We start from the raw sequence: 15,996 nt of genomic DNA, 5'->3' as shown, positions 1-15,996 counted from the left end.
GATCCGCCGATCGACGGCCCTTGCCCCGCAGGGTTGCCTCCCGGGGGAGGATGGACAGCATGGAAGCCGACGCCGTGCTGGCTCACCGATACCGCCTCGTGCACCTGATCGCGTCCGGAGGGATGGGTCAGGTGTGGAAGGCGCACGACGCCGTGCTCGACCGCGAGGTGGCCGTCAAGGTGCTGGCCGCGGGATCGCGAGACGAGGCCGCGCTCGAGCGGTTCCGCCGCGAGGCGGTCACCATGGCCGCCCTGCAGCATCCCAACACGGTGCTCGTGTTCGACATCGGGACCCACGACGGGCTGACCTTCATCGTCATGGAGCTCCTCCCTGGGCCGACGCTGGCGCAACTCGTCGCAACGCAGGGGCCCTTGCCTGAGTCGGAGGTGGCCCGGCTCGGGGCGCAGGTGGCGGCGGGACTGGAGGCAGCCCACCGGGCGGGGATCGTGCACCGCGACATCAAGCCGGGCAACCTCATGCTGGGCGCGGCCGACGAGGTGAAGATCGTCGACTTCGGGGTCGCGCGCCTCACCCAGGAGGCGGCGCCGGCGCTGACCGCCACCAACACCGTTGTGGGCAGCGCCCTGTACGTGTCGCCGGAACAGGCGCGGGGCGAGCCCGCCGACGAGCGGAGCGACCTCTACGCCCTCGGTTGTGTCCTCACCGCGCTGGCCACCGGGCAGCCGCCCTTCCAGAGCGACCAGCTCATCGGCGCTCTGCACCAGCACGTGCACAGTGATCCTCCGCAGCTGACGGCGCGCGGGGTCGCGGTCAGCGCGGCGCTTGAGGCGCTCGTGGCGCAGCTGCTCGCCAAGAACCCGGAAGACCGGCCGGCCTCGGCCGCCGAGGTGGAGACCCGGCTGCGGGCGATCGAGGCGGCCGCTGCGGGCGGGCCCGCCGTCGGCCTGCTCGCGGGTGAGGCCACTGCGCCGCTGGCCGCCACCGTCCCCATGGCGTCCGCCACAGGCACCGCCGCGGGCCCGGCGCGACGCCGTCGGGCCGGAGGTGCCTGGTGGGTCGCGGCCGGCGTCGCCGTGTCCGCGACGGTGCTGGGGGCACTCGCTCTGACGCAGCTCCCCGACGCGGACGGGGGCGCGGTCTCGCCGTCGCCCATCGCGTCGCCGTCGATCTCTCCTTCGCCGTCACCCACCCCGTCGACGCAGTCGCCCACCCCGACGGCGGCGCCCGCCACCACCGCAGCGCAGTCCGCCGCGCCCGACGGCGGAGGGGCAACCAACGAGGACACGGTCCCGCCCGGACAGGCGCGCGACGACGAGCCGGCCGATCGCGGCAAGGCCGACGAGAAGAAGCCTGACAAGGCCGACGACAACGCGGCCGACAAGGGCGGCAAGCCCGACAACTAGTCCCCCGCCCGCGATGGAGCCTCGCGGATGGGCCTAGCTCGCGCTCCGGGTGCCCCGCTTGATGGAGCTCTGACGCGCCGCGAGCTCGGGCTGGAAGACCATTTCCCGCCCCGGGCCCTGTTCGCCGCCGATCCGCTCGAGCAGGAGCCGGGCCGCCGCCGATCCCAGCTCGTAGGTCGGCTGGCGCATGGTCGTGATCGACGGTGTGGTGAGGTCGGCCCACGGCAGATCGTCGAAGCCCACCAGGCTCAACTGCTCCGGGATCGCGACGCCGCGCTCGCGGCAGGCGCGCAGGGCGCCGATCGTCATGCGGTTGTTGGCCACGAACACGCCGTCTGGCGGCGAGTCCAGGTCCAGCAGTTGGTTCATGGCCCGGTAGGCGCCGTCCTCGCGGAAGTTCGCCCGGACGATGAGGTCCTCGTCGACCGCGCGGCCCGACATCTCGATCGCCTGGCGGTACCCCTCGAGGCGTTCCTCTGATGTCACCACGTCCTCGGGGCCGGTGATGCACGCCACCCGTTCTGCCCCGAACGAGAGCAGATGCCTCGTCGCCTGCCTCGCACCGCCCTCGGAGTCGGTCCGGACGCAGTCGAACTCGGGGCCCAGTCGCCGCCCCACTCCCACCACCGCGATCCCCTGGTCCGTCACGGCGGACAGGTCCGACGTCACCGCGGCCGCGCTGATGATGACCCCGGAGACCGAGTGGGCGGCGAGCACCTCGAGGTAGGAGGCTTCCTTCCCGGGGTCCTCGTCGGTGTTGCACAGCATGACGGAGTAGTTCTCCCGGCGGGCCACGTCCTCGACCCCCCGGCACAGCGAGGTGAAGAAGGCGTTCTCGATGTCCGGAATGACCAGGGCGAGCAGGCGGGTCGCCTGCTTCCGCAGCCCTCGGGCCACGAGGTTCGGGCGGTACCCCATCTCCTCGATCACGGTCCGCACGCGCCTGGCCAGAGCCGGATCGACTCCCGCGGCGCCGTTGGCGACGCGTGACACCGTGGCGGTGGAGACGCCGGCGGCGGCCGCCACTTCACGCATTGTGGGCATGGATTGTCCTTCTCTCGGCGCACGCTGCTAGGCGCGAGCGTACCTACGAGCGATGGTCGACAGCGCCACGGCGAGCACCAGGATCCCGCCCTTGAAGATGTACTGCCAGAACGTCGCGGTCCCCATCATGCTGAGGCCGTTGAAGCCCACGTTGACCACGAGGACGCCGATGAGCGTGCCGAGGATGTGGAATTCGCCGTTGCGCAGGGTCGCCGACCCCAGGAAGATGGCGGCGAACGAGTCCATCAGGTAGCCGTCGGCCGCGCTGATCGTCCCGCTGCCCAGCACCGACGCGAGCAGGACGCCGGTGAGCGCCGCGCACGCCCCCGCGATGACGAACGCGGCGATCTTGGTGCGGTCGACCCGGATGCCGACGAGCTTGGCCGCCTCGGCGTTGGCCCCGACCGCCTGGATGCGCTGCCCCAGCGGGGTCCGGTTCAGGAGGACCCACAAGACGATGAGCACGACCGCCATGATCCAGATGGGGTTCTGGATCCCCAGGAACCGCCCCAAGGTGAGCTGCACGAAGCCGGCCGGCAGCAGGACGATGGGAGACCCGGCGCTGTAGCCGAACGTCAGGCCGACGAGCATGGTTCCGATGCCCAGGGTGGCGACGACGGCGTTGACCTTCGCCTTCGTCACGAGGAACCCGTTGGCCGCGCCCGCGGCGGAGCCGACGAGCACCGTGACCAGGATCGCGACCGGGATGGCCAGTCCCTGGTTGACCATGAGCCCGGTGACCAGGACACCCGCCAGGCTGGCGGCGTAGCCGACGGACAGGTCGAACTCACCGACGACGAGCACGAGCGTGAGGCCGCTGGCGATGATGGCGGTGAGGGCGGACTGGTTGACGATGTTCAGGAGGTTCGACGGAGACAGGAAGGCGCCGTTGGGAACGCCGAGGCTGAACACCACGATGAGGATGCCCATCGCGATGAGGGTCCCGTACTTGGACACCCCCAAGAGAATGATCCGCTTCCACGCGGTCTTCGCGGCGGCGGGTGCCGGCTCTGTGGTGAGCGGGGCGCTGGTCGTCATGCGACGTCCTCCTGTTTATGGGCTCGCGCGAAGCTCAGCGCGAGAATGGCTTTGGTGGTGATCTGGTCGCCTACGAGTTCTCCGACGACGTGGCCCTCCGCCATGACGACCACCCGGTCGCACAGGGCGACGAGTTCCTCATTGTCGGAGGACACGACGAGCACGGCCGCCCCTCTGCCGGCCAGGTCTCTGATAAGGGTGTGGAGCTCGGCCCGCGCGCCGACGTCGACGCCACGCGACGGCTCGTCGAGGATCAGCAACTGCCGATCGTGCGTCAGCCACCGCGCGACGGCGACCTTCTGTTGGTTGCCGCCCGACAGGGCTCCGACCGGCTGATCGGCGCCGCGCGCCTTGATCCCGACCTCGTCGATGAGGCGCTGGGCGCGCTTCCTGCCGGCGCCCAATCGCAGCCACGGGACGAACCTGCCGGTGCGCAGGCTGTCGAGGCTGGCGAGGTTGATGTTGAAGTCGATCGACTTGTCGAGGAAGACGCCCTGGGATCGCCGCTCCTCCGGGACGATGCCCACCCGCTGCGCCACGGCGTCGGCGGGCTCGTGGAAGCGCACGGTCCTGCCGGCGAGTCGGACCTCTCCCGTGCGGAGTCGTTCGGCCCCGTAGATCAGACGGGTGAACTCGGTGCGGCCCGCCCCGACCAGCCCGCCCAGCCCGACGACCTCGCCTGCCCGGACCTGGAGGCTGGCGTCCTGCACCAGCCTCCCGTCGGAGGCATGTTCGACGTCCAGGACCGGCTCCCCCACGTGCGCGGGGGGCTCGGGCCGGCGGGTGAGCTCCATGTGGTGTCCCACGATGGCCTCGACGAGTTCGTGGCTCGTCAGCCGTTGCCCGACCGCCGTTCTGACGACACGCCCGTCCTTGAACACCGTGATGTCCTCGCAGAGCTCGGAGACCTCCGCCAGGCGGTGGGAGACGAAGATGACGGCGGTCCCGGCCGCGGTCAGTTCCCTGATGATCCCGTGCAGCCTGCTGGCCTCCTGCGGCGAGAGCGAGGCGGTCGGTTCGTCCATCGCGATGAGTCGGGCGTCCTGCATCAGGGCCCGGGCGATCATGACGAGCCACTGGTCGGCCGTGCTCAGGTCGTCGATGATGGCGTCGAGGCTGAAGCGGATGCCCACCTTCTCCGCGACGATCTCAGCCCTTCGGCGGGTGGCTTTCCAGTCGATGAGACCGGCCCGGGTCCGGTAGGGCATGCCCAGGGCCATGTTCCTCAGCACGTCCCAGCCGGGGATGATGCTCATCTCCTGATGGATGAACGCCATCCCCAACCGCGATGCGTCGAGGGCGGTGTGGATGTCCACCGGGGCGCCGTCGAGTTCGATCGTCCCGGCGTCGGGACGGTGGATCCCGGCCAGGCACCGGATCAGCGTCGACTTGCCGGCGCCGTTGGCTCCCACGAACCCGTGGACCACACCTGAGCGGATCGTCACGGACACGTCCTTGAGGGCCTGGACCCCACCGAACGTCTTGGTCAGTCGGTCGACCCGCAGGAGCGGTTCGCCGGCTGTGGTCGCCTCGGGCGCTGACATGTCGTCTGGTCCTATCCGTCGATCACTGCAGGGCTTCGGGATGGTCCTCGAGGAACGACTCGACGTTGTCGGCCGTCACGAGGATGCCGGGCACGTCGATGGTCTGCTGCTCCCACGAGTCTCCCGCCTCGATGGCGTCCTGGACGACCTCGAACATCTTGGCGCCCTCGCCCTTGCCGTCCTCGTAGACGGTCGCGGTGAGCGTGCCGTCCTGGACTGCCTTGATCGCAGCGCTGGAGCCGTTGATGCCGTAGGTGAGGACGTCGGTGCGTCCCTGCTGCTGCAGCGCGGAGATGGCGCCGAGCGTGGGATCTTCCCAGCATCCCCAGATGGCCAGGTTCTCCGACCCCTCCGGGTGGGCGGCCAACCACGCCGTGGCGTGCCGTGCGCCGTCCTGCAGGAAGCCGGGGATGTTCACCTCGCTCTTGGTGACCGTGATGTCCGGGTATTCCTTGAGCATCTCGTCGAAGACGCCCTCGCGGTCGCGGCACACCTGGCCGGTGCGATAGGTGAGGGCCAACACGGACCCCTTGCCGCCCATGTCGTCGATGAGGGCCTGCGTCGCCGGCTCCGCAAAGGGGGCGCCGTCGCCGGTGGTCATGACGACGCCGTCGCCGAGTCCGCCACCCCAGGTGGCGACGGGGATGCCCGCATCCTGCGTGGCTTGGAGCCCGGCGCCCAGGGAGGTGACGGGGAAGACGAGGTCGAAGACGGCGTCCGCCTCCTTGCTGACGAAGTTCCTGATGGCCGCGTTGGCGGTGTCGGCGTTGCCCTGGGCGTCGACGACCTCGACCTTCCAGCCGGCTGCCTCGGCAGCCTCGGTGGCTCCTGCGATGACGCGCGCGTTGTTGGAGTCGGTCGCGGTGATCGAGACGATCCCCAGCAGCCGGTCGCCATCCTGGGCGGGTGCGTTGGAGGAGCCGGCGGCGCTCTGGGAGCCGGACTGCGTCGTCTCGGAGGGCGTCGTCCCCGACGAGCAGGCCGTGAGGGCGAGGCCGGACACGGCGATGAGGGCTGTCGCGAGATGGAGGGACTTACGGGTGGACATGGTGGGTACTCCTCGGTGAGTGGGTGGGGGGATGCGGTCAGGCGAGTCGGCTGGCGACGCCGGGGGCCAGGGTCAGCTCCGCGACGGACAGGTGGTCTGGGTAGAGACGGGAGGGATGGCGCTCGAACGTGGCGCCTTCGTGGGCGATGACGAGGCGGTTGGAGTCGCCTGCCGTGACGTGCATGTCGTGGATCGCGGTGAGGGTGTTCCAGCAGCTTCCGCCGCCGAAACCGATGCTGACGGGGACGCCGTCCTGGCCGATGCCCTCGGCGTTCTCGTAGCTGTAGAGGTTGTCGCCGGTGACCACCCAGGGCTCGTCGTCGCGGGTCCTGACGACGACGTACTGCGATCCGAAGGTGTGGGTGTCCTCGGCGAGGTGGATCTCGAAGCCCGGGAACAGTTCGACGTCGCCGCCGAGCAGCGTCAACCGTCCCTGCTCCGCGAGCTCCTCGAGCATCCGGACGTCGTCGGGGTCGATGGCGCCGATGATGGACTCGAACAGGTGCCGGTTCTCCAGTGCCCACTTGGCGCCCGACAGATCCTTCTCCTGGAGGTAGAAGGTGGCGTTGGGGAAGCGCCTCGCAGCCCCGGCGTGGTCGTAGTGCACGTGGGTGAGGACCACGGTGTCGATGTCCTCCGGACGCACGCCGATCTTCCCGAGCACCGCGGCGGGCGGCTGCCAGTCGATCACGTCGTAGCGCTCGGAGAGGACGCGATTGGTGCTCTCGTCGTCGTGCCCGACGTCGACGAGGATCTTGTGGCCCTCGCCCTCGACGTAGACATAGCTGTACGGGAAGGGGCGCGTGCCGACGTTCCACTGCCCGTAGAAGATGCAGCCCATGGGCTGCGTCAGGCAGTGCGAGTACTCCAGCATCCAGATCGAATAGTCCGCCACGGATCTACCTCCTGCTCCGGCGCGGCACCTTCGCCGCGACCGTTGTATACGATTTCGTAATCGTGTACAGACTCAGGATGCGCCCGGCCCGAAGGCGTGTCAAGAGGCAATTTCCGTACGCCCCACGGCTGGCGCCCCTCCCTGGCACGGCTCGCCGTCGAACTCCGCCTCCGAGCGCGTGAGAGGCACCGACGGGTGCCTCGGCCAGCTATTCGTGCTGCCCTCGACGGCGGTGCCCTCCCTGGTTGCCGGCCGCGCCGCCATGACTCAACCGCGGATCGTGGTGACAGAGCCGTCGTGATCGACGAGGACGGCAGCGTGCGCAGGACGGGTGGCAAGCCAGCCGAGCCCGCTGCGTCCCAGCACGAAGGCCGCTGTGGCGTAGACGTCGGCCCACATGAGTTCCGGCCCGATGACGGTGGCCGACAGGAGCTTGTTCGCCGGCTCCCCCGTCGACGGGTCGGTGATGTGTCGGCCGCGCGCGGCGGTCCCCGACGTCGCGACCGCACCCGTTCGCAACTCGAGCCGCTGGACGACTCGACGACGATCCCGTGGGTCTTCCACCGCGATCGCCCAGGCCGGGGTGTCGGTGCGCGAGCAATGGACGGCGATGTCGCCACCGGCGTTGACGAGCACGTCGTAGGCGCCGAGGGTGTCCAGGCGGGCGACGACACCTCTGAGCGCCTGCTCGACCGCCCACCCCTTGACCAGCCCAGTCGGGTCGAACCTGGGCACCCCGCGGCCGTCCGGCAACCAGGCCGAGAACGCGCCGCCGGTCCGCTGCCGGGCCTCGTCGCACAGGGCTGCCACCCGCCGGATCCGCAACGGGGCGTCGTAGAGTGAGTCACGCCCGTCGCGGATACGGCTCACCGGGCTGTCCGGCTTCCACATGCTGAACAGGTCATCGTCGGCACGCAGCTCGTCGAACGCGCGTTCGACGGCCTTCTCCACGACCGCGCCCCGCGCCAGGGGACCGCGCACGTGAAACGCGATCGGAAGCCCCATGATCTGGGCGACGAACGCCCGCCGCGGCATCGGGTCGAGCGCGGCCAGCGTCGACGCCGGTGCCCGCCTCACTGGAACGCCTGGTCAATGGCGGACTGGAGCGACTGGGCGTACGCGAGACTCGTGACAGTCGCACCCGACACCGCATCGATGTCCGCGCTCTGCGCCTCGACGGCCGCGGCGTTCAAGACGGGGACCGCGTAGGCGTTGATCCGCTGGTCGTGGTGGTCTCGGTTGGGATACTGGACAGCCTCCGACGACGTGATGACCCCATCCTCGACGGTGATCTCCACCTGGACCGCGCCGTAGCGCGTCTCGGCGGCGTCGCCGGTGAACGTCCCTGACATGGCGTCGGCCGAGGAGTCCTCGGTCTCGGATGTCGCCTCGGTGGGGTCTGGCACCCCGTCGTTCAAGGACTCGCTGGACGACTGGCTGGACCCGGCTGCCGATTCGGGGCTTGCTCCCCCTGGGACCGCCTGTTCCGCGGTGCTCGTGTGGTAGCTGAACAGCAGCACTAGCCCGCTCAGGGTGCCCATGAGGGCGGTGACGATCTTGCGCATGAATAACTCCTTGTCGGTTGGTCTTTACCAGCTGAATCGCTCCAGATGGATCCGCTGGGCGGGCACCCCACAGTCGAGGGCGGCGGCCCGCGCTGCGTCCATCCACGCGGCGCTTCCGCAGATGAACACATCGTGTTCCGCGACGTCTGGGACGAGGTGGCGCAGCGCCTCCGCATCGCTGAAGTGGGCGGCGGCCTCGGGCAGCCACGTGGGCCGGTGTGGGATGCGCCGGCCAGGGAGATAGACGACGCGGGCGCCGGTCCGGCGGCTGAGGTCGTCGAGTTCCTCCGTGAGGGCCAGGTCGGCCTCGCTGCGTGCGCGGTAGAGGAGCGTGACGTCGCCGGGGTCTTGCGGGAGCCCCTCCAGCAGCGCGCGCATGGGGCAGATCCCGATTCCTGCAGCCATGAGGGTGACCTTCCGTCGGGTCCGCGCCCCGGCGTGGAGGCGACCGTAGGGCCCCTCGATCAGCACCCGCGTCCCCGGCGTGAGGTCGGCGAGCGCGCGACTACCGTCGCCAAGTTCCTTGACCGTGATCCGCATCGTGTCGTCGGCGGGTACCGCAGAGAGGGAATAGGGGTGCGCTCGCGTCCAGCCGGGCCCGTTGAGGAAACGCCAACTGAAGAACTGGCCAGGGAGGGGATCGAGGCGATCGAGATCGCGGCCGCGGACCGTGACAGACACCACGTCGTCGGACTCCCTGATCACGCTCTCCACGCGCAGGCCATGGCGCACGCTGCGGTAGAGGGGCAGACCGACTCGGAAGACCAGTACGGACCCGGCCGCCGACGCCCAGAGCGTCCACCAGTAGATCGTCGCCACCGGACTGTTCAGGAACTCCTGACCGGTCCACAGCTGGTGCGGGAGCGCCAGCCCCACCCCGAGGTAGGCATAGAGGTGCAGGAGGTGCCAGGACTCGTAGCGCAGCGCCCTGCGGGCCCTCCGGAGGCTCGTGACGACGACCATGACCAGCGCCACGGTGCCCGCCACCGCCAGCAGCATGCCGGGGTAGTCGACCGTCAACTCCCACAGCTGGACGAACGGATTGATGGCGACGGTGGCGGCATAGCCGACCGTGATCAGGACAACGTGAGCCGCCATGAGCCAGAACGACCAGAAACCCACGAGACGGTGCCGCCGAACCAGCTCGTCCTGGCCGTACACGCGCTCCACCATGGGGATGCGAGCGAGGAGTAGCACCTGAAGGAGGAGCAGGTCCGACGACACAAGGCCCGTCAACCGGCCGACGCTCGTGAGGGCTGACGCCCAGCCGGTCAGATCGTGCAATCCCCCGCCTGCCACCCACAGGGCGACGACCACCAGCATGCTGCTCCAGGTAGCCGCGCCGACGGCGTCACGCCACCAGGTGGGGATCTGCGCTCTGGTCCGTGCCCGGGTCATGCGCGACGGGATGGGCTGTGGGACCGCATCTGCATCGGGGCGGTCGAGGAGCATGGTCATGGGCGGATCCCTGTCTAGGTTGTCTGCCCCGATCCTCGTGACCCGGCCTGTTTCGCCGGTGGGTGTCGCCTGTGCGCCGGCCATGAACCAGCCGCGTGAGGGGTCCCTCCCCTGGGGACGCGTCGCCCGTCACTGAGGTCGCGCCACCCGATTGCTGAGGTCGCGCCCGACGGCGGAGCCGTCCGGGCGAGTCTCGAAGCCGACGCCGTAGGCGTCGATCCCCCGAGCGCAGCACGAATGGCAGCCTTCCTCGGGCTCGGGAGCGGTTGATGGCGTTGATGGCGGAGTTCGGCGGCGTGTCGTGCTGGGGGTTGACTCGTTCGCTGAGGTCGCGCCCGACGGCGGAGCCGTCCGGGCGAATCTCGAAGCCGACGCCGCAGGCGTCGATCTTCCGGCCTTGGAAATCCGAAAATTGTCAGTGGCCCCCGCCAGAATAGGTCACATGAGTGATTCCATGCGCGAGCAGATGCAGCGATCCATCGCTGCACTCTGGGACGCCGCGCTGTCACTCACCACCGACGACACCCCCGCAGACCGCCTTGCCGGCCTCGTCGCGGCGGTCACCGAAGCCGAAGCCCAGCTCGCCGGTCTACGCCTCCACCTGCTGCATGAGGCGAAGCTCGCCGCGACGGAGGCCGTGATCGACGAGGTGCGGCAGTCGGTGCGCACCACCCCCGCCCAGGCCACCGCCAGTCTCCGGCTCGCGCAGGACCTGTGCGACCGCTTCCCGCTGATCGGCGCCGCCCTCAACGACGGCTCGATCTCGCTGGCGCAGGCCGACGCCATCGTCGCCGGCTTGCGGAAGCTGCCCGGCCGGCTCACCCGGGCGGAGTTGACGCGCTGCGAGAAGGAGATCCTGCAGCACGTCGATACCTTGGGCCCGTCCGAGTTGCGGGTCCTTGCCGCGCGGCTGGTCGAGATCATCGACCCCGACGCATCGGACGCGGATGACGCGAAGCGCCTGGCGCGGGAGGAAGCGGCAGCTTATCGGGGTCGGTTCCTGCGCATCGCGCCGGACTATCACGGCTCGATGCGCATCACCGGACAACTCCCCGTCGCCGACGCAGCCCTCCTCAGCGCACAGTTGGATGCGTTGATGCAGGACGCCTCCACCTACACCGCCACCGGCGAGGCCGCGTCACGTGACGCGCGTCGCGCGGACGCGCTGGTCCTGCTCACCCAGAAAGCCGCCAACACCGGAACGCTGCCCAGGCATGGTGGGGACAGGCCGCAGGTGCACGTCACCCTCGACCTCGACACCCTCACCACCGGACTCGGTCGGGTTGGCCTCATCGGTGCCGACGACGTCGACGGCCTGCCAGCCGGCGAAGTGCGGCGACTCGCCTGCGACGCCGGCATCATCCCCGTCGTCCTGGGCGGACCATCCCGGCTGCTGGACGTGGGCCGCACCTACCGCACCTTCACCCCCGGCCTGCGGGCAGCTTTGATGCAGCGCGACGGTGGCTGCGCGTTCCCCGGCTGCACCGCCACCCCCGCATCCTGCGAAGCACACCACATCATCCCCTGGTGGCAAGGCGGCGACACCCAGCTCGGAAACGGCATCTTGCTCTGCCCGCACCACCACCGCCTGGTGGAACCCGATCCGTTGCAGTCCGAGCCCTCGCAGTGGCGGGTGCACCTCGACCCGGTCACCGGGCTGCCGTGGTTCACCCCACCCCGACACATCGATCCCGCCAGACGCCCGCGACAGCATCGCCGCTTCCGACCCGAGCAGATCCGCGCCGGGGCACCCCCCTGCCCGGACACCAGCCCGCCAGACACCGACCCACCAAACTTTCCCGTCACGGGTCCGGCAGACCACCGGCCGGACCTGGATGACCTCATCCGCCGCTCCGCCGACATCTGGGGCGACGGCACCTGACGACCCTTGAGAGATCGACGCCTGCGGCGTCGGCTTCGAGACTCGCCCGGACGGCTCCGCCGTCGGGCGCGACCTCAGCGAACGAAACTGGCAGGACCTCAGCGAACGAGACTGGCACGACCGCAGCGAGCGGGGTTGGGGGTCGACGCCTGCGGCGTCGGCTTCGAGACTCGCCCGGACGGCTCCGCCGTCGGGCGCGACCTCAGCGAACGGGGTCGGCACGACCTCAGCGAGCGGGGCCTGCGCGGCAACGCAGCCCGAGGCGTTCCCGCGAGGGGGTGGGATGGTGGGGCGGCTGCGCGCAGTGATGCCCAACCCGAGGATCACCAAACTGGCGTCCCGCCTAGACGAACCTGTGCCAGGGCCGCCCCGCCGGCACGCACCCGGACCCGGCCACGCCACCGCCGAAACATGTGTGGGGAGACGGGAACCGACGCTCGGGCGGCCTCGACTACCCGGCCCCCGCAGCGCTGTCAGCCGAACAGAACACCCGGCGACAAGGGCTGCCCGAGCGACGGATCACGGCTCCCCACACCAGCAGCGGATGGGGTTGGGAGATCGACGCCTGCGGCGTCGGCTTCGAGACTCGCCCGGGTGCTCCGCACCGGGCGCGACCTCAGCAAACGGTGAGAGCGTCGGCTTCCAGACTCGCCCGGACGGCTGCGCCGTCGGCCGCGACCTTAGCGAACGGTATTGCGCGACCTCAGCGAACGGGGAGAGCGTCGGCTTCGAGACTCACCCGGACGGCTCCGCCGTCGGCCGCGACCTCAGCGAACGGGGTGGCGTCGGCTTCGAGACTCGCCCGGGTGCTACCGACCGAGGCCTCAGCGAACGAGACTGGCACGACCCCAGCGAGCGAAACCTGACGCGACCCCACCCCCACTTCTCACTGGACGAGGCGGACGTCGTCGCCCGTCAGGTGGGCGCGGAAGCCGCCGTCGACGACCTCCACACTCCGCAGGACGACCCCGTCGGGCAGGCCTTCGATGCGGTGCTCAAACGTGATCAGCTCGCGCACCACGCTCCCCAGCAGCTCGGCGAGGAACTGCGGCCCTCCGATGTCGATGGTGGTCGGCACCATGACCAGCGTGCCACCCACCACCGTAACGGTGCCGGTGGCCCCGACGGGGAGGCTCCGGCCGAGGGCCTCCACCTCCGTGTCGACGCGTACCTCACCCTTCCCGGCGGCGCTCAGCCTCGCGTCCGGGCCGATCTCCTCGGCCACGACGTGGAACGGGACCGTGGCCGTCAGCTCGAGATGGCGGGCGACGAGTCCGTCCGGCCCCGACGTCACGTCGGTACCGGTGCCGATGACGTCACGCAGCTGGGTCCCCGCGGCGATGACGGACCCGGCAGTGAGGGAGATGTCCCCCAGCCACACCTCGTCCTCGGCGAGATCGGGGGGCGGGATGACCTCGACGAGGGGCTCGGCTGTCGGCGACGTCGAGGTCCCGGCGGGAGGCGGGACGACTGACTCGTCGACCGGCCGCGTGATCGACAGCCAGAACAGGAGCAGCCCGAGTGCGACGAGGCCGAGCATGCCGAGGGCGCCGATGGCCCAGTCGAGCACGCGCCATCGCAGGCGTCGGCGCGGCACCGGTGCCGCCGGGAAGGCGCCGCCGTACGGCGGAATCGGGCCCCCGTCAGCCGCGTCCACGTGCTGTCCTGACCCGAGTCCGCCTCTCGCGCCGCAGGATGCCTGACGGCCAGCTGCTCAGCGGCCCCACCAGCGTGATCAGTGACGGGACGAGCAGGGCGCGGACGATGAACACGTCGATGAGGATGCCGACGCCGAGCAGGAAGCCGAGCTCGTGGAACGGCCTCAGCGGGACGAGGGCGAGGAGCCCGAAGCTGGCGGCCAGCGCGAGGCCCGCGGAGGTGATCGCGCGGGTCGATTCCGGCGTTGCGACGAGGAGTGCCTCGCGCATCGGCCGCTTGCGGGCCTCCTGCCAGACGTGGCCGACGGCGAAGATGTTGTAGTCGGACCCCAGGGACAGCAGAAGCACCGACACCGCGAACGGGACGTAGAAGGTGAGGTCGTCCTGCCCGAGGTAGTCCTGGAAGAAGAACACCGACAGCCCCATGGCCGCCCCGAGCGCGAGGACGCTCGACGCGAGGAGGTACAGGGGGGCGATCAGCGCCCGCAGGAAGACGACCAGCAGGACCAGGTTGACGGCGAGCGCCACGAGGCCGATCCGGATCAGGTCGTTGGCCGTGTCCGCGATGATCCCCGAGGCGAGAGCGGTGTCGCCGGCCACGGATGTGGTGACCTCGCCGAGGCCGGCGTCGGCGGCGAGCTGCGGCAGAGCTACCTCGACGCGACCGAGGGTCTCGATCGCCGTCGCCTCGAGCGGCGTGCTGTCGAGGATGAGGAGAAAGCGCACGGCGTCGCCGGACTTCGCGGTGAACGCACCGACGTCGTCCGCGGCCGGGAGGTCGCCGGGGCCGATCACTCCCGCCACCCCGGGCTGCGCCTTGAGGGCCTCGCCGAGCTGGGCGACCTCGTCGGCCTTCTCCCCGACTCCGGCTCCTTCGAGCACGATCTCGGTCGGAGAGATGATGCCGGGGGCGAAGCCCTTGCCGGCGGCCTCTGCCGCGCGCTGTGCGCTGGTCGTCTCGGGCAGGGATTGGACGAAGCCGAGGCCGAGGTCGAGGTGGCGCGCCTGGGACGCGGCCGCGCTCAACCCGGCCACGCACAGCAGGACGATGAGGAACGCGGACCCGCGGTGCGCAACGGCGCGGGTGAGCAGGGAGGGGCGTGGGCGCACCTTCGGCGGTTCGGCGACGAGCTGACGCGGCCAGAAGGCGGCTCGACCCAGAATGGCGATCAGGGCCGGCACCAGGGTGATCGCGACCACGAGCCCGGTCAGCACGGTGAGCCCGAGCGCCGGCCCGAACCCGCTGAAGAGGGGCGACTCGGCGACGAGAAGCGACGCCGTCCCCGCCGCGACCGTGACTCCGGCGACCGTGACGATCGGCGTGACGGATGCGGTGGCCAGCCGGGCCGCCTCGAGCCGGTCGTGGCCTTCCCGGAGCCGGGCGCGCAGACCGGAGAGATAGAAGATGCAGTAGTCGGTGACGACGCCGAGCAGCAGCGCGACGATCAGGGGCCTGAGGTCGGCCGGGATCGACACGTCCATGATCGTCGCCGCCCACCCGGAGACGCCGAGCGTGACGAAGACGGCGGCTCCCACGGAGAGCAGCGTCAGGGCCGGCGCCATCAACGAGCCGAACGTGAGGGCCACGATCGTCAGGACCGCGAGGACGGTCACCACCTCGACGATGTGGACGTAGGAGTTCAGGACCTTGCCCTGGGCGGCGCGGGCCGGGATGGAACCGGTGACGCCCACGTAGGCGTCTGATTCGTCCGTGAGCTGTTCGGCTGCGAAGTCCTCGACGACCTGGGTCTGCTGGAAGAAGTTCAGCGTGGGGTCCGCGAAGAGGAAGGTGACGACGGTCGTGTTCGTCTCGCCGGCGCCGGGGAACGCCCCCTCAGCGTTGGGCACCGGGATGGCTCCGAGGAGTTCCGTCTCGTACTGGCCCTGATTGATGGCGATGCCACGCATGACGGCTTCGGCCTGGACCAGCGGGGGCAGGCCCTCGGGGTTGCGCTGCACGATCGCCGCTCGACTGAGGAGAGGGAACCCGAACAGCTCCAGCGACCGCTTCTCGGCGGCGAAACTCTCGTCGTTGGCCCCCAGCGCTTCGATGTCGTTCGCGGAGCCCTGCATCGGCGGGAGAAAAACCATGGCGGCGACGGCAGCCACCGTCCACCCGAGGACGATGACCCAGCGCAGCGCGACGAGCACGCGGGCGTAGCCGTACCAGAGCTTCGCCGTGAACCCGCGGCGCGGCTCCACCTCGACCGGTGCCGGTGCGTCGCTCATGGCGTGGTGCTGGGGCTGGGCTCAGGCGAAGCCGGCTGACCGGGCTCCGGAGAGGCCGACCGGCTGGGATCCGGAGAGGCCGACCGACTGGCCTGCGGGGATGCCGACTGGCTGGTCTGGGGGGTCCGCCCAGCTTGGGCTAGGTGTACTGACCGGACAGGTTGGTCGAGGGATTGTGACGACACGATCTGAGTAGACGTGAGAAGGAGGACCCCCCGCGGTTGAGTGGAACTGCTCAAGGTATCCGCTCTCCAGGAAGGTCCTCCCGTGT

Annotated in this window: 12 protein-coding genes; 2 read left to right on the top strand and 10 right to left on the bottom strand. The window is 70.2% G+C overall.

Going from position 1 to position 15,996, the window contains the following annotated elements:
* Window positions 1-59: 59 nt before the first annotated feature.
* Window positions 60-1,364, top strand: coding sequence for a serine/threonine-protein kinase (locus BCR15_RS08525; protein WP_068751782.1), 1,305 nt, complete (start codon window positions 60-62; stop codon window positions 1,362-1,364).
* A gap of 33 nt (window positions 1,365-1,397) precedes the next feature.
* On the opposite strand, the gene BCR15_RS08520 is transcribed toward BCR15_RS08525, so the two are convergent.
* The 8 genes from BCR15_RS08520 to BCR15_RS08485 form a co-directional block, all read right to left on the bottom strand.
* Complete coding sequence (locus BCR15_RS08520; protein ID WP_068751781.1) at window positions 1,398-2,408, bottom strand: LacI family DNA-binding transcriptional regulator; 1,011 nt, start codon at window positions 2,406-2,408, stop codon at window positions 1,398-1,400.
* A 27-nt stretch (window positions 2,409-2,435) separates the two neighbouring features.
* The gene (locus BCR15_RS08515; protein WP_068751780.1) at window positions 2,436-3,446 is read right to left on the bottom strand and encodes an ABC transporter permease; all 1,011 of its coding nucleotides are present in this window, start codon (window positions 3,444-3,446) and stop codon (window positions 2,436-2,438) included.
* A complete protein-coding gene (locus BCR15_RS08510) occupies window positions 3,443-4,990 on the bottom strand; it encodes a sugar ABC transporter ATP-binding protein (RefSeq protein ID WP_068751779.1) in 1,548 nt (515 codons plus the stop codon). Before BCR15_RS08510 ends, BCR15_RS08515 begins: the two co-directional genes overlap by 4 nt.
* Window positions 4,991-5,012: 22 nt before the next feature.
* Window positions 5,013-6,038: a sugar ABC transporter substrate-binding protein gene (locus BCR15_RS08505; protein WP_068751778.1), complete on the bottom strand. Its 1,026-nt coding sequence runs from the start codon at window positions 6,036-6,038 to the stop codon at window positions 5,013-5,015.
* A 37-nt stretch (window positions 6,039-6,075) separates the two neighbouring features.
* On the bottom strand, window positions 6,076-6,933 hold the full coding sequence (locus BCR15_RS08500; RefSeq protein ID WP_068751777.1) for an N-acyl homoserine lactonase family protein: 858 nt from the start codon (window positions 6,931-6,933) through the stop codon (window positions 6,076-6,078).
* 267 nt (window positions 6,934-7,200) lie between these two features.
* Entirely contained in the window at window positions 7,201-8,010 is an 810-nt protein-coding gene (locus BCR15_RS08495; RefSeq protein ID WP_141680084.1) for an FAD:protein FMN transferase, read from the bottom strand.
* Entirely contained in the window at window positions 8,007-8,498 is a 492-nt protein-coding gene (locus tag BCR15_RS08490) for an FMN-binding protein (RefSeq protein ID WP_068751776.1), read from the bottom strand. Before BCR15_RS08490 ends, BCR15_RS08495 begins: the two co-directional genes overlap by 4 nt.
* 24 nt (window positions 8,499-8,522) lie before the next feature.
* Window positions 8,523-9,956, bottom strand: a complete 1,434-nt coding sequence (locus tag BCR15_RS08485) for a ferredoxin reductase family protein (RefSeq protein WP_078919928.1) — start codon at window positions 9,954-9,956, stop codon at window positions 8,523-8,525.
* 442 nt (window positions 9,957-10,398) lie between these two features.
* Here BCR15_RS08485 and BCR15_RS08480 point away from each other — a divergent pair, with 442 nt between their 5' ends.
* Entirely contained in the window at window positions 10,399-11,838 is a 1,440-nt protein-coding gene (locus BCR15_RS08480) for an HNH endonuclease signature motif containing protein (RefSeq protein ID WP_068751775.1), read from the top strand.
* Between the two features lie 886 nt (window positions 11,839-12,724).
* Here the strand turns inward: BCR15_RS08480 and BCR15_RS08475 are convergent.
* Entirely contained in the window at window positions 12,725-13,495 is a 771-nt protein-coding gene (locus tag BCR15_RS08475) for an LmeA family phospholipid-binding protein (RefSeq protein ID WP_218058951.1), read from the bottom strand.
* Complete coding sequence (locus BCR15_RS08470) at window positions 13,482-15,725, bottom strand: MMPL family transporter (RefSeq protein WP_068751774.1); 2,244 nt, start codon at window positions 15,723-15,725, stop codon at window positions 13,482-13,484. The genes BCR15_RS08475 and BCR15_RS08470 overlap by 14 nt, the downstream gene beginning before the upstream one ends.
* Window positions 15,726-15,996: the final 271 nt, after the last annotated feature.

It is taken from the genome of Tessaracoccus lapidicaptus (assembly GCF_001693815.1).
Lineage (GTDB): Bacteria > Actinomycetota > Actinomycetes > Propionibacteriales > Propionibacteriaceae > Arachnia > Arachnia lapidicapta.
Note: the sequence above shows the minus strand (reverse complement) of the source record. Positions and strands in the feature narration are given on the sequence as shown.